Genomic DNA, 18855 nt, shown 5'->3' with positions numbered 1-18855 from the left:
CTCAAAGCGGACGTTCCGTAGACAGCGCGCCCAGCCCCCTCCCTACGGCTTCACCACCAATCCCGGCGGCGTCGTCGCCAGATACTCCGCACTCGCATCATTGATCAGCATGGTTTCGGTCAGCTCAATCCCGCCGTCCTCCAGCCACAGCCCCGGCATGAAGTGAAACACCATGCCGGGTTGCAACTCGGTCTCGTCGCCCTCCCGCAGGCTCATCGTGCGCTCGCCCCAGTCGGGCGGGTAGCTGAGGCCCACTGAATAGCCACACCGGCTGGTCTTCTCGAAGCCGTAGCGGTTCAGCGTCTGGGTGAAGGACCGCGCCACCTCGGCGCAGGTCGCGCCCGGCCTTGCCGCCCCCATCACCGCCGCCGTGGCCGCCATCAGGGCCTCCTCGGCCTTGCGGTAATTGTTCGGCGGCTCGCCGAAGAACAGCGTCCGCGACTGCGGGCAATGGTAGCGCCGGTGCACCCCCGCGATCTCGAAGAAGGTCGGCACCCCGCGCGGGATCGGCGCGCCATCCCACGTCAGGTGTGGGGCGGTGGCATCCATCCCCGAGGGCGTCATTGGCACGATCGCCGGGTAGTCGCCCCAGGCCCCCCGCGTGCCGAGCGCGCCCGCCTTCAGGATCTCCGCCACCAGCGCGTTCTTCTGCATCCCCGGCTCCGCGACCTCGGCGATCACCCGGTGCATCTCGGTCACGATCTCGCCCGCGCGGCGCATGTAGCTGATCTCCGCCGGAGACTTCACCGCCCGGCACCAGTTCACCAGCCCGGTCGCGTCGCTCACATCCGCATCCGGCAGCCCCGCCGTGAGGGCGCGATGCGCGGCGGCGGAATAGTAGTAATTGTCCAGCTCCACCCCGATGCTGGCCGTCCCGTGGCCCCAGTCCACCATCAGCTCCGCCAGCACCGTCATCGGATGCGCCTGCGGATTCTGCACCAGCCAATCCTCGTAGCCGAAGATATGATCGTGCGACATCCAGACCGTCCGCCGCGCCCCCGCCGCATCCATCCCCCGGCCCCACCAGATCGGATCATGCCGCTGGCTGACCACCACCGCCTGGTGCACGTAGAACGACCAGCCGTCATACCCCGTCAGCCACGCCATGTTCGACGGGTCCGAGATGACCAGAACCTCCACCCCCTGCGCCTCCATCGACGCCCGGACGGCCGCCAGCCGCTCGTGATACTCGGTCCGCGCAAAGGCGAGCGCGGAGGAGGGCAGGGCCGCCGCCGGGGCGGACCCGCCTTGCAGGGCCATCGGAGCGGAGGGGGTGCGGCGTTTGGTGGTCATGGGGGGAGGTGAGCAGGGATTGGGGGAGGAGGCAAGGGGCAGGAGGGCCGGACTTGTCCTGCCACCCCCCCCTTCGGCCCGCGAAACCTTCGATCACGTTCGCAAGGCCAGCGCCCGTCCCGCACGGGGCACCTCTCCCCAAGCGCTGCTCCTCCTGCTGCACGCACCATTTACGCTTGATCCAGCCTCACCGAAGCGCCCGCCCCGTGGGGGGGGCGGGACGGGCGCTGGCCGCCGGTGGCGGCCGGGTCTAACGCCTAACCGAGCATCTCGATCTCGGGGCTGGCCGTCACTTTGCGCCCGTTCCTGACTTCTGCCGCGCCTCGAATTTTGCCCAGACATGCATCCGGCCCTTCTGACGGGCATCGGCAAGCCAGAGCTTTTTTCGGGCGTCCTCTGTCTCCAGAGGCCGATAGATGCCCCCAGAGAACTTCGGCCAGTCGATGGCCATACCGATCTTGACCATTTCCGCCGAGAGATCCCGACCGTCCGGCAGAAAGCACTTCGCCACCGTGCGCCCGTGGTCATCGGTATCGGTAATCACGGCCCGAATCTTCATGCCCTTGCACAGGGCGACCAATGCCCATTTGGCTTTCTTGCCGAATGGGTGGTTCATTTCTGGTGCATCAATTCCGAAAAGCCTGATCTGGGTCTTGTTGATCGTGATGGTATCCCCGTCCACCACATAGGCCGCGCCCGAAATTTCTTCGTGTTCTAGGCTCGGTTCGGCGCTTGTCTCATCGAAGGGAGGAGGGTTGTCGATATTCCTTCGAGTTTGCGGGGAGGGCGTAGCAGCCGACTGTGCCGGTAGTTTAGGTTTCGCAACCGCCGTGGAAGGCCTCGGTGCCGGCTGCGTGGGTCGTGCGGTCTGTTTCACCGGGGCCGCCCGGCGCTTTGGCGGCTGCGAAGAAAACCCTTCGCGGATCGTTCGCTTCATGGCCCTCTTGGCGGAGCGTTCCGCGTTCTTGATTGTGCCGCCTATGAGCAGAAAGGCAATTAATCCAATTGCGCCGAGAATAACTTCCAAAATCAAATCCTTCCTAAATAGGAAGAAAGCCTAGGGATATTTGGTTTGCCCGCAAGGGTCGCTAAGTCTTTAACTCAACAATTCGGCACATTCACCGCCAGCCCACCCAAGGCCGTCTCCTTATACTTCTCGCTCATATCCCGCCCCGTCTCCAGCAGCGTCTTGATGCAGGCATCCAGCGGCACCAAATGCGAGCCATCCCCCCGCAGCGCCAAACTCGCCGCCGAGACCGCCTTGATCGCCCCCAGCCCGTTGCGCTCGATGCAGGGCACCTGCACCAGCCCGCGTACCGGGTCGCAAGTCATCCCCAGATGATGCTCCAGCGCGATCTCGGCGGCATTCTCCACCTGCTCCGCCGTGCCGCCCATCACCGCACATAAACCGGCAGCCGCCATCGCCGCCGCCGAGCCCACCTCCGCCTGGCACCCCGCCTCGGCGCCGGAAATAGAAGCGTTGTGCTTGATCAGCCCGCCGACCGCCGCCGCCGTCAGCAAAAACTCCCCGACGCGAGACGCCCCGGCCCCCGGCACATGGTCCAGCCAATACCTTATCACCGCCGGCACAACCCCAGCCGCCCCATTGGTCGGCGCGGTCACCACCTGTCCACCCGCCGCGTTCTCCTCGTTCACCGCCATCGCGTAGCAGCTCATCCAGTCGTTGATCGTGTGCGGCGCGGTCAGGTTCATGCCCCGCTCCGCCTGCAACGCCCGCCAGATCCCCGCCGCACGGCGCTTCACCTTCAAGCCGCCGGGCAGCACGCCGTCGCTTTCCAGCCCACGGGTCAAACAGCCGTCCATCACCTCCCAGATACGCGCCAGCCCCTTCTCGATCTCTGCCGCACTCCGGCGGGTCCGCTCGTTCGCCATCTTCATCGCGGCAATGCTCAGCGCGCTCTCGGCGGCCATGTCGAGCATCTCCTGCGCCGACTTGAACGCGAAGGGCACCGGCGCGCCCTGCGCCGTATCCGCCCCCGCCGCCAGCTCCGCCTCGCTGAGCACAAAGCCCCCGCCGACCGAATAATAGACCTCGCGGTCGATCACGTCGCCCTGCGCGTCCAGCGCCTCGAAGGCGAGGCCATTTGGGTGGCCGGGCAGGGGGGCATCATAGTCGAAGATCAGGTCGTTCGCCGGGGCAAAGCGCAGCACGCCCAGCCCCTCCGGCTCCACCACGCCGCGCGCCTTCACATCGGCCAGCGCCGCCTCTCCGGCCTCGGCCTCGTAGGTTTCCGGCACCAGCCCCGCGAGGCCCAGTATCACCGCCCGGTCGGTCGCATGGCCGACCCCGGTGAAGGCGAGCGAGCCGTGCAGCCGCGCCCTCAGGCCGGTTACTTCGAAGGGCAGGCCGCGCACCCGTTCGAGGTAGCGCGCGGCGGCCACCATAGGCCCCATGGTGTGAGACGATGACGGGCCGATGCCCACCTTGAACATTTCAAAGACGGAGACGAACATGGCCGCCACCATGCCAGCGCCGCGCCGCGTAGCAAGCCTGAAAACGACACTTCCCACGCCGGGCCCGCACTGAGCCCGACCGAGTCCCACCGATGCCCGACCGATGATCGAGACCGCCCGCCTCCTGCTGCGCCCCTTCCAGCCGGGTGATCTGCCCGCCTTCGCGGCGATGAACGCAGATGCGCAGGTCATGCGCTACTTCCCTGCGCCCAAGTCCGAGGCGGAGACCGGCGAGATGCTCGCCCGCTGCACCGCGCTCTGGGCGGCGAACGGCATGGCCTTCTCGGCGGTGACCGACCATCGCGGGCAGTTCCTCGGCATGTGCGGGTTGCACCGGCCCGAGGGCATCCCGATTTCGCCCTGCGTCGAGATCGGCTGGCGCTTCATCCCGGCGGCCTGGGGCAAGGGGCTGGCCTCCGAGGCCGCCCGCGCCTGGCTCGCCTGGGGCTGGGATCAGGGGCTGAAGGAGATCCTCGCCTACACGCCCCGGCTCAACACGCCCTCCCGCGCCCTGATGGCCCGCATCGGCATGGCGGAGGCCCCCGATCTGGCCTTCGACCACCCCGACATCGACGAGGGCCACCCGCTCCGGCCCATGTTCGTAGCCCGCATCCGCCAACCCGGCTGAGGCCCGCCTGACCCCCGTCAACCCGGCCCGCGCGGTGGGGTAACACTCGGGCGCCTTGCAATATCGCGTATGCATGGGATGTGCATGGAATGTGCATCAGTTGTGCATCAGTAAAATATAGGGTTAACGCCGTTTCGCCCCCGGCGTGGGCGAATTAACGCATTGCCCCCGGCGGCGCCCGCGTTAGCTTCGCCCCATGCCGCACGACCACCACCACCATCACCACCACGTAAGCGCCGAAACAGGTGACCGAAACCTCGCGCTCGCCGTGCTGGTCAACCTCGGCCTGACCGTGGCGCAAATCGTCGGCGGCCTCCTCTCCGGCTCGCTCGCGCTGATCGCAGACGCGCTGCACAACCTCTCCGATGCGGTCTCCCTCGTCATCGCCTTCGCCGCCCGCCGGATCGCCCGCAAACCGGCCGACGCGGGCATGACCTTCGGCTATGGCCGGGCCGAGATGGTGGCCGCGCTGATCAACTATACAACGCTGATTTTGCTGGCGATTTACCTCGCCTACGAAGGGGTGATGCGGCTCTTCGCGCCCGAGGATGTCGAGGGCTGGATGGTGGTGATCATCGCCGCCATCGCCCTTGTGATCGATGCGGTCACGGCCCTGCTGACCTTCGCCATGTCGAAGTCCTCCGCCAACATCCGGGCCGCCTTCCTGCACAACCTCGCAGACGCGCTGGGCTCGGTCGCGGTGATCGTCGCGGGCACCCTGATCCTGCTCTACGACTGGCGCCTGGCCGACCCCATCGTCACCCTGTTGATCTCGGCCTACATCCTCTGGCACGCGCTGGCCGAGGTGCCCGGCGTGATCCGCATGCTGATGCTCGCCACGCCCCCGGGCATGGATATTTCCGAAGTATCCCAAAGGCTTGCCGCCACACCCGGCGTGGCCTCCATCCACCATCTGCACCTCTGGCAGATGCAGGAGCACGAGGCCGCGCTGGAGGCCCATGTCGTCATCGAAGAGGGCCACTGGGCCCAGGCCGACGCCATCAAGGCCACCCTCAAACAGGCCCTCGCGGAGCGCTACCACATCCACCACGCCACCCTCGAGCTGGAGTGCGCCGCCCACGCCTGCGAGGCCCCCCGACTGATCGGCCACGGATAGGGCGATTTGCCCTCGCACCGCCGGGCCACTGCCCCTATAACCTTCTGCGACCGCGACCACGGGAGACCCGCCGATGACCGATCTTTCGCCCATCGACAAGGCCAAGTTCGTCGCCGCCAAACGGGCGGTGGACTACGTGCAGGACGGCATGCGGATTGGCCTTGGCACTGGCTCCACGGCGGCCTGGATGGTGCGCTGCCTCGCCGAGAAGATGCAGGAAGAAAGCCTTGATATCATTGGCGTTCCAACCTCCACCCGCACGGCGGACCTGGCCCGTGAGCTGGACATCCCGGTCACCTCGCTGGATGAGGCCAAGTGGCTCGATCTCACGATTGACGGGGCCGACGAGTTCGATGGCGAGCTGAACCTGATCAAGGGCGGCGGCGGCGCGCTGCTGCAGGAAAAGATCGTCGCCACCGCCTCCGACCGCATGGTGGTGATCGCCGATGCCGCCAAGGATGTGACCGCGCTCGGCGCCTTCCCCCTGCCCATCGAGGTGATCCCCTTCGGCTGGCAGACCACCAAGGCGCTGGTCGAGGAAACTCTTATTAACATGGATGTTCTGGGCCGCGACACCTCGCTGCGCATGAACGACGACGCGCCCTACATCACCGACGAGGGCAACTACATCATCGACCTGCACCTGCGCCGCATCGGCAATGCCCGGCAGTTGAGCCTCGTGCTCAACCAGGTGCCGGGCGTGGTTGAAAACGGTCTCTTCATCGATATCTGCGACGTGGTGATCGTCGGTCACGGTGACGGGCGCGTTCAGGTGCGCGACATCAACGAAGGCACTGAGGAGGAAGAGAAAATCGACCTTCTCGAGGGAGACAACATCTTCGCCGACCTCTGAGGAGGAGCAGGGACGGCAGAGCAGAGGCAGAGCAATGGAATTCGACTACGACCTTTTCGTCATCGGCGGCGGCTCCGGCGGGGTGCGCGCGGCCCGGCTGGCAAGTTCGGAGGCCGGCCAGAAGGTTGGTCTGGCTGAAGAATATCGCATGGGCGGCACCTGCGTGATCCGCGGCTGCGTGCCCAAGAAGCTGATGGTCTACGCCTCGCATTTCCCCGAAGAGATGAAGCTCGCGCAGGCCTATGGCTGGACGGTTCACGCCGGCGGTTTCGACTGGGGCAAGTTCCGCCATCACCTCCACGCCGAGCTGGACCGGCTCGAGCAGATCTACACCCGCAATCTCGAAAAGGCCGGTGTGGAGATCCACGCGCAGCGTGCCGTGGTGAAGGATCCGCACACGGTGGCGCTGGCCGATGGCACCGAGTTCAAATGCCGCCACATCCTCGTCGCCACCGGCGGCGCGCCCAGCTTCCCCCCGCTGGAGGGGGCCGAGGAGTTCGGCATCAGCTCCAACGACATCTTCCTGATGGAGGAGCTGCCCGAGAGCATGCTGATCATCGGCGGCGGCTTCATCGCCTGCGAAATGGCCTGCATCCTCAATGGCTTGGGGGTCAAGACAACGCTCTTTTTGCGCGGCGCCCAGATCCTCCGCGGTTTCGATGACGAGGCCCGCGGCCATCTGGCCGACCACATGGCCAGCCTCGGCATCGAGATCCACACCGGCACCTCGATTACCGAGATGCAGAAGCTCGAAAACAAGATTTCCGTGCGCACGACCACCGGCCACGAGGGGCTCTACGAGAAGATCCTCTTCGCCACCGGCCGCGACCCCAACACCAAGGGCCTCGGGTTGGAGGAGGCCGGCGTCAAGCTCGGCCGCCTCGGTGAGGTGGTGGTGAACGAATACAGCCAGACCGACGTGCCCTCGATCTATGCCATCGGCGATGTGACCGGCCGCGTGGAGCTGACCCCGGTCGCGATCCGCGAGGGCGTGGCCTTTGTGAACACGGTGTTCCACGGCAAGCCCCAACCGGTCGACCATGATCTCGTGCCCTCGGCGGTCTACACCCAGCCCGAGCTGGGCACCGTGGGGATGACGGAGAATGAGGCAGAGCGCGCGATGGAGGCGGGCGGCGAGCCCTTCGAGGTCTACTCTACCTCCTTCCGCCCGATGAAAACCGCCTTCGCCCATACCGACGACCGGGTGATGATGAAGCTGATCGTCGGCAAGGATACCCGCAAGGTGCTAGGTTGCCACATCGTCGCACCCGAGGCGGGCGAGATGATCCAGCTCGCCGGGATCGCCATCAAGATGGGCGCAACCAAGGAAGACTTCGACCGCACCTGCGCGGTTCACCCGACCATGGCAGAGGAGCTGGTGACGATGAAGTCACCGGTGCGTTAGGGCGCCGAACGGCCGGAAACGGTTGAATTTGGCGCTTTCCTGACCACTTGTGCTAGACAATCACCAACACACCGCCGATGCAGGCGGAACCGCAAGGAAGAGGAAAGAGACACATATGGCTGGCAACAACGGCGGCCCCTGGGGCGGCGGATCGTCCGGCGGCGGAGGAGGCAACGGCGACGATGGCGACCGTTCCAACCGTCCGGGCGGCGGCGGGCGGAGGCCCGGTGAAGGCTCGGGCATCCCCGAAATCGACCAGATCATGAAAAAGGGCCAGGAGCAGCTTAAGGTGCTCATGGGCGGACGCGGCGGCAACGGCCGTGGCACCGGCGGCGGTGGCCGTGGTGGCGGCGGCGCCCCTTGGCTGACCGGCGGCACCCTGCTGATCGGCGCCGGCGCAGCCGCGCTGCTCTGGGCCTTTGCCAGCTTCTACACCGTCCGGCCCGAACAGCAGTCGGTCGAGCTTTTCCTTGGCGAGTTTTCCGATATCGGCACCGAGGGTCTCAACTTTGCCCCCTGGCCGCTGGTGACGGCAGAGGTCATCGACGTGACCACCAACCGCACCGAGGATATCGGCGTGCGTCGTGGCCAGTCCGGCAATGACGGCCTGATGCTGACGACCGACGAAAACATCGTGGATATCGACTTTCAGGTGGTCTGGAACGTGAAGAACGCGGCCGACTTCCTGTTCGCACTCGAGGCGCCCGAAATCACCGTGCGCTCGGTGGCCGAAAGCGCCATGCGCGAGGTGATCGCCCAATCCGAGCTGGCCCCGATCCTCAACCGGGACCGGGCCTCGATCGAAGCCCGCGTGGACGAGCTGATCCAGCAGATCCTCGACCAGCAGCAAACCGGCATCAACGTGGTCCGCGTCAACTTCAACAAGGTGGACCCGCCCGCGCAGCAGGTGGCGGTGACCGACATCAACGGCGAGACCAAGACCACCTCGGTGATCGACGCCTTCCGCGATGTGCAGGCCGCCGAACAGGAGCGTGACCAGGTGCAACGCCAGGCCGACGCCTATGCCAACGGCCGCCTCGCACAGGCCCGTGGTCAGGGCGCCCGCATTCTGGAGCAGGCCGAGGCCTACCGCTCCGAGCAGGTGAACCAGGCCACCGGTGAAAGCTCGCGCTTCCTGTCGGTGCTCGAAGAGTATCGCGCCGCGCCCGAGGTTACCCGCAAGCGTCTCTATCTCGAAACGATGGAGAAGGTGCTGGGCGATATCGACAAGATCATCCTTGAAAATCAAGGGGGTGAAGGCGGTCAGGGCGTGGTGCCCTATCTGCCGCTGAATGAGCTGCGCCGATCCGGCAGCACGGGAGGGAGCAACTGATGAACCGCCTGTCCTATCTCCTTCCTATCGTCGCCATCGCCCTCGCGGCGCTGCTGTCGTCGATCTTCATCGTCGATGAGCGCGAGCAGGTCCTTGTCCTGCGCTTCGGCCAGATCAAGCAGGAGCGCACCGAGCCCGGGCTCTACTTCAAGGTGCCGCTCTTCGATGAGGTGGTGGATTACGAAGATCGTATCCTCTCCATCGAAACGCCGCTGATCGAGGTGACCCCGGCCGATGACCGCCGCCTCGTGGTGGATGCCTTCGTGCTCTGGCGCATCACCGACATGGTGCAGTTCCGTCAGGCCATCGGCATCGGCGACGAACGCGCCGCGCAGATCCAGCTGAACGACATTCTCGACGGTCAGATCCGCGCCGTTCTCGGCTCCGAGGGGGTGACTTCCAACACCATCCTCTCGCCCGAGCGGACCGCTCTGATGGATCAGATCGAGGTGCGGGTAAACGACCGTGCCGGCGAGCTGGGCATCGAGGTTGTGGATGTGCGCCTGCGCCAGACCAACCTGCCCGAGCAGAACTTCGACGCTACGCTGAAGCGGATGATCGCAGAGCGGGAACGTGAGGCCATCGATGAACGGGCCCGCGGTCAGGAAGCCGGCCAGCGCGTGCGCGCTGCCGCCGACCGGACCTACGCCGAGATCATCGCCGAGGCCAACCGGGATGCCCGCATCATCCAGGGTCAGGCCGACGCCGAGCGAAACCGGATCTTTGCCGAAGCCTATGGGCAAGATCAGGAGTTCTTCGAGTTCTACCGCTCGCTTTCGGCATATGAAAACTCGCTGAAGGGCAACAACTCCTCCATGGTGATGAGCCCCGACTCCGAGTTCTTCAACTACCTGCGCACCGATGGGTCGGGCTCAGGCGTGGCCCCCGCGCCGGTCGACGAGGCCGCCGCTGCGGCAGCACGGGCTGCCAACGAGGCCGCCATCCGTGCCGCCGAGGAGAGCGCCGCCGAAACCGCCAGCGAGGCGGAAGCGGTGATCGAGGAGCTTCCCGATACCTCCGTGGCCAGTGAGGCCGCCGAAGGCGCGACGGACGAGACCGCTCCCGCCGAGGCAGCACCTGCCGAGGAGGCGCCCGTGGAAGAGGCACCGGTAGAGGAGGCTCCCGCAGAGGAGGCCCCCGCCGACGACACCACGGGGAACTGACCCATGGCCACGGCGCTCCTTGCGCTGGGCGCTATCCTGATGATCGAGGGGCTGGTGATTGCACTGGCCCCTCAGATTTATGAAGACTTCCTCCGCTGGCTGGTCAGCCTGCCCGTAGAGGCCCGCCGCACCGTGGGCTTTCTGGCCCTGACCGGCGGCGCGCTCCTGATCTGGGGCGCGGCATGGATCGGCGGCTGACCGCTCCCGCATGGCCCAGCGGCCCGCGCCAGCGGCGCATGACGGCAGATTTCATCCCTTGCGGCAACGCGGACCCTTGCGCCAGTGGCGCCCGGCTGAAACACTCCCGGCCAAGGGCTGACGCGGTTCTCACGGCCAAGTGACGCACCGCGAGAGCCATTGAGTTGCGCTTTCGCCTCCCTATCTGGGAAATAGGCAGAAGCAGATAAGGGCATCTGACCGGCTGACCCCCCGCACAGCCCGGGGTTCGCGCCGGCCGGTCCGCCCTGACGATCAAGGGAGACCATCCAGTGACTTCACAGGCAATTGCAAAAACAGTGGTTCAGGACCGGCGCAGCACCTTCGCGCTGCGCAGCCTCTTCGCGCTGCTCATCGGTCTGGCACTGATCACCGCGCAGGCGGTGAACGCCCAGTCCCGCACCATCCCCGGCAGCTTTGCCGACCTTGCCGACCAGATCAGCCCTTCCGTGGTGAACATCACCACCTCCACCACCGTCTCGCGCCGCACCGGCCCGACGCCGCAGGTGCCCGAAGGCTCGCCCTTCGAGGATTTCTTCCGCGATTTCCTCGATCGTGAGGGCAACCCCGACCGTCCGCGCCGCAGCTCGGCGCTGGGCTCGGGCTTCGTGATCTCGGAAGATGGCTACATCGTCACCAACAACCACGTCATCGAGGGCGCGGATGAGATCACCATCGAGTTCTTCTCCGGCCAAGAACTGCCCGCCGAGGTGGTGGGCACCGATGCCAACACCGACATCGCCCTGCTGAAGGTCACCCCCGAAGAGGCGCTGCCCTTCGTGCCCTTCGGTGACAGCAACACCGCCCGCGTGGGCGATTGGGTGATCGCAATGGGCAACCCGCTGGGGCAGGGATTCTCGGTCTCCGCCGGTATCGTCTCGGCCCGCAACCGGGCGCTCTCGGGCACCTATGATGACTACATCCAGACTGACGCCGCCATCAACCGCGGCAACTCCGGCGGCCCGCTGTTCAACATGGACGGCGAGGTGATCGGGGTGAACACCGCGATCCTTTCGCCCAATGGCGGCTCCATCGGCATCGGCTTCTCGATGGCCTCCAACGTCGTGACCAAGGTCGTCGCCCAGCTGAAGGAATACGGCGAGACCCGCCGCGGCTGGCTCGGCGTCCGCATTCAGGACGTGACCCCGGACGTGGCAGAAGCCATCGGCCTGACTCCCGCCAAGGGCGCGCTGGTTACCGATGTGCCCGAAGGCCCGGCGATGGACGCTGGCATGAAATCGGGCGACGTGATCATCAGCTTTGACGGCCAAGAGGTCGAAGACGTGCGCGGCCTAGTCCGCCGCGTCGGCAACACCGAGGTCGGCAAGACCGTCCGGATGAAGGTCTTCCGTGACGGCAGCACCGAGACGCTGAAGGTCACCCTTGGCCGCCGCGAAGAAGCCGAAGGCGCCGTGCCTGCCGTGGCGGATGGCGGCGAGGAGGGCGAGCCAGAAGCGCCGCAGGAGCAGGAGCTTCTCGGCCTGACGGTGACCACCCTGACCGACGAGCTGCGCGAGCAGATGAGCCTCGACGGCAACGAGGAAGGCCTCGTGATCAAGGAGGTCGACGAGATGTCGGAGGCCTACGAGAAAGGCCTGCGCGCTGGCGACATCATCACCGAAGCCGGGCAGCAGAAGGTCCGCGCCGTGAACGATCTCGAGGACCGGGTCGAAGAGGCCCGTGAGGCTGGCCGCAAATCGCTCCTGCTGCTGATCCGCCGTTCCGGCGAGCCCCGCTTCGTGGCGCTCTCTCTGGAATGATCTGAATTCTCACAGGCGAGAAAACCTGGCCCGCGCTCCCCGCGCGGGCCTTTTTATTGCACCGCTGTTGGTCAATCGCGCGCCCTGCGGGCGAATTCTCTTTTATTGTTTTGGCGCCTGTGGCCGCTGCTGGGCTGAAGCGGAGGGCTTAGGGAAGGGGCTACGGGTTCACCGAAGCAGGAACCCCGGCATGCGTGTTGAAGAACGCGATCGTGCGGGCGAAGAAAGCGTCGCGCACATCCGGCGTTTCCATCAGAATCTCATGCTCCGCCCCCTCCGGCTCCACCAGCTCCGCACCGGGCCATGTGGCCATGCGGGTGCGCACCGCAGCCGGATCGACGATGCGCTCATTGCCGCCGAGGTAGGTCAGGCAAGGCAGGTCGGGCGCGGGGGCGCGCAGCAGCGCGCGCATCTCCACCAGTGCTCGGTTCAGCCAATGCAGGCTGGGGCCGCCGAGGGCCAGCTCGGGGTGCGCGGTGAGTTGGGCCCGCATGTAGAGCCACATCTCCTCATCGCGGGTGAGCATGTTGCCCGCGAATTCGGCAGCCAGCGCGTAGGTCTCGGGCTGGGTGCCGGGGGCGTAGCGCCCACCCATGCCGAGCGGGCGGGAAAGGGCGGAGAGCAACCATGCCGCAGGGCGCACCGCCGGATGAAACCGGATGCCCCACATCGGCGCCGAGAATGCGGCTGCCTTCAGATCGAGCCTCTGCGCGGCGCGCAGCCCGATGCAGCCACCCATCGAATGGCCGATCAGCACGCGGGGCAGGGGGCCGCCCTCCAACGCGGTGACGGCTTCGACCATCGCATCCACGTCGAGCTGGTAGTCGGCAAATTCGTCCACATGGCCGGTGGCCGGGTCTTTCAGCGCCCGGTCGGCAAGGCCCTGGCCGCGCCAGTCCATCGCCGCCATGTTCCAGCCCGCCGCCACGTATTCCCGCGCGGCGCGGCCATATTTCTCGATGTATTCAGTCCGGCCGGGGAAGAAGAGGATGGTGCCTTTCGCCGCTTCGGCGGGCCACCACCCCATCCGTACCTGCACCCCGTCGGCGCAGGTCAGCCAATAGGCGCGGCCCCCCTCGGGGCCGTCCGCCTCATCGTATAGCGGGGCGTCCTGCAAGCCTCAGCTCAGCGCGCCGCCGAGCTTCATCGCCATGCCCATATCGCCATCCACCTTCAGGCGGCCGCCCATGAAGGCGGCGGTGGGGTTGAGATCGCCGGAGAGAATCGACTGGAAGGTCTCGGCATCGGCGGTCATCGTCACTTCGGCCTCATCGTCACCGGCGCGGGCGCCATTCTGGTCGACGATGATCGAGCCTTCGTCCTCGATCACGAACTTCGCGGTGCCGTCAAACCCGCCATCCATCTTCTCGTTCAGGGCCGCAACGGCGCCTTCGACAACTGCACTCATTCCTGTTCTCCTTCCAATGTGACCGACCGGGGGCTTGGCAGTCCCGGCGCTTGCGCTAAACTCATGCACAGATATGCGACCCTTGGCCAGACACCTCAACTTTCACGTCACGGCATTTGCCGTGCTGCTGGCTTTTGCCGCACCTCTCGCCGCGCAGGAGGAAAATGCCCCCGATGCGCCGCCCGAGATGCCCACGCCCTCGCCCGAGGTTGCCGTGGCCCCCGAGCCCGAAGGCGGGCGCCCCTCGCTCGACCAGCTCTTTGCCGAACTGTCCCAGCCCGAGCAGATGGGCTGGCAGCGGATCGAAGATGCAATCTGGATCGAGTGGTCGCGCTCCGGCTCTGCCTCGATGGACCTGCTGCTCAAGCAGGGCCGCGAGGCGCTGGAGCGGCAAGACTACGAGCTCGCCATCGAGCACCTCACCGCGCTGACCGATCATGCGCCGGAGTTCGCCGAGGGCTTCAATGCCCGCGCCACCGCCTTCTTCCAGCTCGATGAATACGGGCTGGCGCTGGAGGATATCCGCCGCACGCTGGAGCTGAACCCGCGCCATTTCGCGGCGCTCACCGGCCTCGCCGTGATCATGGAGCAGATGGGCGAGGAGGCCCGGGCGCTCACCGCCTATCAGGAAGTGCTCAAGATCCACCCCCATCGCCCCAACGTGAAAGAGGCCGTCGAGCGGCTCGAGTTCACAGTGATGGGCAAGCGCATCTGACGCGCCCCCAGGCCTGACAAGAGAGGCCCTATGGGCGGCGAACACGCGCGGATCACGGCCCTTTTGGGGCCAACCAACACCGGCAAGACCCATTTCGCTATTGAGCGGATGCTGTCTTACCCTTCCGGGGTGATCGGCCTGCCGCTGCGGCTCCTGGCCCGCGAGGTCTATGACAAGATCGTGGGGCTGCGCGGCCCCAATGCGGTGGCGCTGATCACCGGCGAAGAGCGCATCATGCCGCCGCGCCCGCGCTTCTGGGTCTGCACAGTCGAGGCGATGCCGGTGACCGGTGAGCATGACTTTCTGGCGGTGGACGAGATCCAGCTCTGCGCCGACCCCGAGCGCGGTCATGTATTCACCGACCGGCTGCTGCACGCCCGTGGGCGGGTGGAGACGATCTTCATGGGCGCCGAGACCATGCGCGCGACCATCGCCCAACTGGTGCCCCGTGCCCAGTTCGTCAAACGCGAGCGGTTCTCTCACCTGACCTACGCAGGTTCGAAAAAGATAAGCCGGATGCCCGCCCGCTCGGCCATCGTCGGCTTCTCGGTTGAAAATGTGTACGCCATCGCCGAGCTGATCCGCCGCCAGAAGGGCGGCTGCGCGGTGGTCATGGGGGCGCTTTCGCCCCGCACCCGCAATGCGCAGGTGGAGCTCTATCAAAACGGCGATGTCGATTACCTCGTCGCCACCGATGCCATCGGCATGGGGCTCAACCTCGATCTTCATCACGTCGCCTTCTCCGCCACCTCCAAGTTCGACGGGCGGCGCATGCGCCCGCTCACCGCGCAGGAGCTGGGCCAGATCGCCGGCCGCGCCGGGCGCTACCAGCGCGATGGTTCCTTTGGCGTGACCGGTGAGGCCGCGCCACTGCATGAAGAGACCGTGGAGGCGATCACCGAGCACCGCTTCGAGCCGATCCGCAAGCTGGAGTGGCGCAACCCCGATCTGGATTATCGCACCCCCGCCCATCTCATAGCCTCGCTGGAGGCCCGGCCCGACAATCTGCTGCTCGCACGCGCCCGCGAGGCCGATGACCTCGGCGCGCTCAAGGCCCTTGCCGCCATGCCCGAGCTGGCCCCGCGCACCACCTCTCGCGCCGACACCAAGCTGCTCTGGGATGTCTGCCGCATCCCCGATTTTCGTGGCATCTCCCATGCCGTACACGCCAGCCTTCTGGCCAAGATCTTCGCCGATCTACACGGGCTCGGCCGCATCCCGGATGATTGGTTCGCCCGCCAGATCAAACGCATCGACCGAACCGATGGCGACATTGATACGTTGTCCAAGCGGCTGGCATATATCCGCACATGGACCTACGTGGCCCAACGCAACGGCTGGCTCGACGACGAATCCCATTGGCGCGGCGCGACCCGCGCGGTAGAAGACCGCCTGTCAGATGCCCTTCACGGCGCACTGACCCAAAGATTTGTCGACCGGCGCACCTCAGCATTGCTGCGGCGGTTGAAACAGAAGGAGAGCCTCGTGGCTGACGTGAACGACAAGGGTGAAGTGGCGATCGACGGCCACGTTGTGGGCCGGCTCGAGGGCTTCCGCTTCAGGCAGGCCGACACCAGCGATGCCGGAGAGGCCAAGACCCTGCGCTCTGCCGCCGTGGCCGCCCTCGGCCCGCAGTTCTCGCTGCTCTCCGACCGGTTCTACAATGCGCCCGATACCGAGCTCGATTTCACCGAGCAGGGCGGGCTGATGTGGGGCGAACATGCCGTCGGCAAGCTGGTCAAAGGCTCCGAGGCGCTCAAGCCGCAGGTGCAGGCCTTCGTCGATGACGAGGCAGGCGCCGAGGTGGCCGAGAAGGTCACGCGCCGGCTGCAGCACTTCATCGACCGCAAGATTGCCGCGCTCTTCGAGCCGCTAATGAACGTGCAGAACGACGAGGCGCTCACTGGCTTGGCCCGCGGCTTCGGCTTCCAGCTGATCGAGGCGCTCGGCGTCATTCCCCGCGAGCAGGTCGCGCAGGATGTAAAAGCGCTGGACCAGGACGCGCGCGGTGCGCTGCGCAAGCACGGTGTCCGCTTCGGCCAGTTCACCATCTTCATGCCGCTTCTGCTCAAGCCCGCGCCAACCCGGCTCCGTCTGGTGCTCTGGTCGCTGGCCCAAGGCCTTCAGGAGTTCCCCGAAAGCCCCCCGCCGGGCCTCGTGACCATCCCCGCGCCGCAGGGCATGCCCGAGGGCTACGCGCCGATGTCTGGCTACCGCAGCGCGGGCAGCCGCGCGATCCGTATCGACATGCTGGAGCGCCTCGCAGACCAGCTGCGCGGGCAAGACAGCCGCGGCGGCTTTGAGGCCACCGCAGACATGCTCTCCATCACCGGCATGACGCTGGAGCAGTTCGCCGACCTCATGGGCGGCCTTGGCTACAAGGCCGCGAAGGGCGAGCGCGCCAAGGTCAAACCGGTCGACGCCGTAGTGCCCGAGGCCGAAGCCGCCGCCGCGCCCGAGGGTGACGTGCCGGTGATGGACGCCGCCGAGGCGCAGCCCGAAGGCGGCATTATCGAGCAGCCCACGCCCGAGACCCCGGCAGATGACATCTCGCCCGAGGCCGAGGCCCTGCCGGATGCGGGCGAGGCCCCCGTGGCCGAAACCCCCGCCGAGCCTCTGCCCGAAGAGCCGGTGGCCGAAACGCCCGCCGAAGAGCTTGCTCCCGGCACGGCGCCGGATGCCGAGATCGCAGGCCCCGAGATGGAGGTGTTCTACACCTTCACATGGGGCGGCAACCGCGGCGGCCGCCGCAATGACCAGCAAGGCAACCGCCCGAAAGGGCAGGGAAAGGGCAAGCCGCGCGGCAAGGGTGGCCCCAAAGGCAAGGGCGGCCCCCGCCGCGACGAAGGCACCAAGACCTTCCAGTCCCGCCCGCCCCGCAAGGAAAAGCAGATCGACCCCGACAACCCCTTCGCCCAGGCGCTGATGGGGCTGAAGAAGGAGTGACAGGGGCCGCGCCGGAGCGCCAGCCGCCGGGCGAGGCCACCAGCCTCCGCATCGACAAATGGCTCTTCCACGCCCGCTTCTTCAAGACCCGCAGCCTCGCCGCCAAACTGGTGAGCGAGGGCAAGCTGCGGGTCGATGGCACGCCCATCTCCAAGCCCTCCCGCACCGTTTCGCCCGGTGACACGTTGACCTTCCCGAAGGACCGGCACATCCGCGTCATCCGCATCGTCGCGCTGGGCACCCGCCGTGGCCCGGCCCCCGAGGCCCAGGCGCTCTACGAAGATCTCGCGCCGCCAGAACGCCCGTCCCGCGATCCGGGCGAACCGAAGGCCGACGTTCGCCCGACTGCGCGTGATCGACGCATCGCGCTCCGAATGCGTGGCAAGTCGCTTGAATGACCCTCTGCTTTGAAATACCTCTGCCCCGAACGGCAAAGAGGCCCGCATGACCTATATCGTCAACGACAACTGCATCGCCTGCAAATACACCGACTGTGTCGAGGTGTGCCCCGTGGATTGTTTCTACGAGGGCGAGAACATGCTGGTGATCCACCCTGACGAATGCATCGACTGCGGCGTTTGCGAGCCAGAGTGCCCCGCCGACGCCATCCGCCCGGATACCGAACCGGACATGGAGAAGTGGGTGGAGTTCAACCGCAAGTACTCCGAGATGTGGCCGGTCATCGTGACCAAGAAGGATCCGCTGCCGAATGCCGACGACATGGACGGCAAACCGGGCAAGATGGACCTGTTCTCGGAGGCGGCTGGCGAGGGCGGCTAAGCCGCACGGCGCCGCCTGAAATTGACCATTTGGTCAAAACGTCGCGCGTGGCCCCGCGCGACGCGCTTTGAGAATCGCGATTTTTGTGATATATTCCTTGCCGATGGAACATAAATCCTGAGGCTCCCGTCGCTGCGCTGCTCGCCAGACCGGGGGAATTCATAGCGCAAACAAGGCCCGCTCCCGGAAGCACACGCGCCGGGGTAGGGTCTTTTCGGCTCCAAGGGATCGGCTAAGGAAGGCCCTGAATGACCAAGAAGAAATCCGAGTTTCGCCCCAACGATTTCGTTGTGTACCCGGCCCACGGCGTAGGCAAAATCGTCTCGATCGAAAAGCAGGAGGTCGCCGGCTTCGAGCTGGAGCTCTTCGTGATCTCCTTCGAGAAAGACAAGATGACTCTCCGTGTGCCCACCCACAAGGCCACTGAGGTCGGCATGCGCTCGCTCTCCACGCCCGACACCGTGTCGCTGGCCATGAAGACCCTGAAGGGCAAGGCCAAGGTCAAGCGCGCCATGTGGTCCCGCCGGGCGCAGGAATATGAGCAAAAGATCAACTCCGGCGACCTGATCGCGATTGCCGAGGTGGTCCGCGACCTGCACCGCACCGACGACCAGCGCGAGCAGTCCTACTCCGAGCGTCAGCTCTACGAGGCCGCGCTCGAGCGCCTTACCCGTGAAGTGGCTGCCGTGTCGGGCACCGACGAGGCTGGCGCCCAGAAGCAGGTCGACGACGTGCTGGTGAGCCGCGCCGCCGCCTGACGGCC

The 18855-nt window shown here is 66.2% G+C and carries 18 protein-coding genes; 13 read left to right on the top strand and 5 right to left on the bottom strand.

Annotated features, from left to right (window positions below; genetic code table 11):
- Window positions 1-42: 42 nt before the first annotated feature.
- The 3 genes from ACUXVX_RS16800 to ACUXVX_RS16790 form a co-directional block, all read right to left on the bottom strand.
- A complete protein-coding gene (locus ACUXVX_RS16800) occupies window positions 43-1260 on the bottom strand; it encodes a M24 family metallopeptidase (protein ID WP_222470925.1) in 1218 nt (405 codons plus the stop codon).
- 322 nt (window positions 1261-1582) lie between these two features.
- Window positions 1583-2320, bottom strand: a complete 738-nt coding sequence (locus ACUXVX_RS16795; protein ID WP_446309186.1) for a thermonuclease family protein — start codon at window positions 2318-2320, stop codon at window positions 1583-1585.
- Window positions 2321-2394: 74 nt separating this feature from the next.
- The gene (locus ACUXVX_RS16790) at window positions 2395-3768 is read right to left on the bottom strand and encodes an L-serine ammonia-lyase (RefSeq protein ID WP_446309185.1); all 1374 of its coding nucleotides are present in this window, start codon (window positions 3766-3768) and stop codon (window positions 2395-2397) included.
- Window positions 3769-3871: 103 nt separating this feature from the next.
- Here ACUXVX_RS16790 and ACUXVX_RS16785 point away from each other — a divergent pair, with 103 nt between their 5' ends.
- The 8 genes from ACUXVX_RS16785 (at window position 3872) to ACUXVX_RS16750 (ending at window position 12243) form a co-directional block, all read left to right on the top strand.
- Window positions 3872-4396, top strand: a complete 525-nt coding sequence (locus tag ACUXVX_RS16785) for a GNAT family N-acetyltransferase (RefSeq protein ID WP_446309184.1) — start codon at window positions 3872-3874, stop codon at window positions 4394-4396.
- 196 nt (window positions 4397-4592) lie between these two features.
- Window positions 4593-5513, top strand: a complete 921-nt coding sequence (locus tag ACUXVX_RS16780) for a cation diffusion facilitator family transporter (protein WP_446309183.1) — start codon at window positions 4593-4595, stop codon at window positions 5511-5513.
- 73 nt (window positions 5514-5586) lie between these two features.
- Window positions 5587-6366 (top strand): ribose-5-phosphate isomerase RpiA, encoded by a 780-nt coding sequence (gene rpiA, locus ACUXVX_RS16775; RefSeq protein WP_446309182.1) that lies wholly within the window; start codon window positions 5587-5589, stop codon window positions 6364-6366.
- Between the two features lie 34 nt (window positions 6367-6400).
- The gene (gorA, locus tag ACUXVX_RS16770) at window positions 6401-7771 is read left to right on the top strand and encodes a glutathione-disulfide reductase (RefSeq protein WP_446309181.1); all 1371 of its coding nucleotides are present in this window, start codon (window positions 6401-6403) and stop codon (window positions 7769-7771) included.
- A 115-nt stretch (window positions 7772-7886) separates the two neighbouring features.
- The gene (gene hflK / locus ACUXVX_RS16765; protein WP_222468489.1) at window positions 7887-9104 is read left to right on the top strand and encodes an FtsH protease activity modulator HflK; all 1218 of its coding nucleotides are present in this window, start codon (window positions 7887-7889) and stop codon (window positions 9102-9104) included.
- Entirely contained in the window at window positions 9104-10267 is a 1164-nt protein-coding gene (gene hflC, locus ACUXVX_RS16760; RefSeq protein ID WP_446309180.1) for a protease modulator HflC, read from the top strand. Before hflK ends, hflC begins: the two co-directional genes overlap by 1 nt.
- A gap of 3 nt (window positions 10268-10270) precedes the next feature.
- Entirely contained in the window at window positions 10271-10465 is a 195-nt protein-coding gene (locus tag ACUXVX_RS16755; RefSeq protein WP_222468491.1) for a DUF2065 domain-containing protein, read from the top strand.
- 377 nt (window positions 10466-10842) lie between these two features.
- Entirely contained in the window at window positions 10843-12243 is a 1401-nt protein-coding gene (locus ACUXVX_RS16750; protein WP_446311559.1) for a Do family serine endopeptidase, read from the top strand.
- 160 nt (window positions 12244-12403) lie between these two features.
- Here ACUXVX_RS16750 and ACUXVX_RS16745 read toward each other — a convergent pair whose 3' ends face one another.
- Window positions 12404-13360, bottom strand: coding sequence for an alpha/beta fold hydrolase (locus ACUXVX_RS16745; RefSeq protein ID WP_446309179.1), 957 nt, complete (start codon window positions 13358-13360; stop codon window positions 12404-12406).
- 3 nt (window positions 13361-13363) lie between these two features.
- Entirely contained in the window at window positions 13364-13651 is a 288-nt protein-coding gene (locus ACUXVX_RS16740; RefSeq protein ID WP_222494420.1) for an SCP2 sterol-binding domain-containing protein, read from the bottom strand.
- Between the two features lie 82 nt (window positions 13652-13733).
- On the opposite strand from ACUXVX_RS16740, the gene ACUXVX_RS16735 reads away from it, so the two are divergent.
- From ACUXVX_RS16735 to ACUXVX_RS16715, 5 genes are all read left to right on the top strand, one after another.
- Window positions 13734-14366, top strand: coding sequence for a tetratricopeptide repeat protein (locus ACUXVX_RS16735; RefSeq protein ID WP_261384616.1), 633 nt, complete (start codon window positions 13734-13736; stop codon window positions 14364-14366).
- A 30-nt stretch (window positions 14367-14396) separates the two neighbouring features.
- On the top strand, window positions 14397-17312 hold the full coding sequence (locus ACUXVX_RS16730; protein ID WP_446309178.1) for a helicase-related protein: 2916 nt from the start codon (window positions 14397-14399) through the stop codon (window positions 17310-17312).
- Window positions 17309-17710, top strand: a complete 402-nt coding sequence (locus ACUXVX_RS16725; protein ID WP_222468494.1) for an RNA-binding S4 domain-containing protein — start codon at window positions 17309-17311, stop codon at window positions 17708-17710. The genes ACUXVX_RS16730 and ACUXVX_RS16725 overlap by 4 nt, the downstream gene beginning before the upstream one ends.
- 46 nt (window positions 17711-17756) lie before the next feature.
- Window positions 17757-18092 (top strand): ferredoxin FdxA, encoded by a 336-nt coding sequence (gene fdxA / locus ACUXVX_RS16720; RefSeq protein ID WP_222468495.1) that lies wholly within the window; start codon window positions 17757-17759, stop codon window positions 18090-18092.
- Window positions 18093-18340: 248 nt separating this feature from the next.
- Window positions 18341-18850, top strand: coding sequence for a CarD family transcriptional regulator (locus ACUXVX_RS16715; RefSeq protein ID WP_222468496.1), 510 nt, complete (start codon window positions 18341-18343; stop codon window positions 18848-18850).
- Window positions 18851-18855: the final 5 nt, after the last annotated feature.

The organism is Vannielia sp. SX4, assembly GCF_052828525.1.
The sequence above is the reverse complement of the archived record's forward strand: the minus strand, read 5'-3'. Positions and strand labels throughout refer to the sequence as shown.